This window comes from Mesorhizobium sp. M7A.F.Ca.CA.002.15.2.1 (assembly GCF_003998715.1).
Lineage (GTDB): Bacteria > Pseudomonadota > Alphaproteobacteria > Rhizobiales > Rhizobiaceae > Mesorhizobium > Mesorhizobium ciceri.
On record NZ_RZPI01001196.1, the window covers coordinates 1 to 651 of the forward strand.

1 pseudogene is annotated in these 651 nt (G+C 62.7%); it reads left to right on the forward strand.

Going from position 1 to position 651, the window contains the following annotated elements:
• Window positions 1–303: 303 nt before the first annotated feature.
• Window positions 304–651: pseudogene (locus ENZ74_RS33610) on the forward strand (AraC family transcriptional regulator); the annotation flags it as partial.

The window sequence follows — 651 nt, forward strand, 5'->3', positions numbered from 1 at the left end:
CCTTCATTCCGGCTATGTCCACCAGTGTGATCCCACCCGAGTGACGACGACTGGCCAGCGCGGCTCGACGTCGATCTCGACAAGCCGTTGACCAGCGAGCGTTCAAGGGCGGCCTCTCTGGCCTGGCGGATCGCCTCGGCTAGCCTGGGCCTGTGCGCGTGGAAGCATCGGTCTGCCGCCATGAGCAGGTTGATTGGCGGTATCTTGCGTCACGAGGCCATAGCTTCGACAATTGGAGACGCAGCCGGAACGCGGATCGACTTCATTTGCATGGCACCGGCAGTCTGACAGGGGGAAGCCGATATGCGCCTGCCACCGATCGACCTTAGCCGCGAGAACACCTTCGGCGAACTAACCTATGAGAATGGCGGCGACTACGGGCCGATCGGTGGCGACTATCTGGCCTTCATGCTTGTCCACGTCGGATCCCTGACGCTCGAGGCGGATGACAGCGTCCTGCAACTGGAGGCAGGACAATGTGCTCTGTCGCTCACGCGTGATCGCTACATGACGTCGGTGGCGCCGGAAACGCTGACCCATGTCAGCTGGTGCGATGGCCGGCCGCAGAACGCGGCGTGGCTGTACAAGGAGCGCGAGAAGTTCGCGCCGTTCATCGTCGCCTCGCCGATGGTCCACACCCTCATGCAGTTG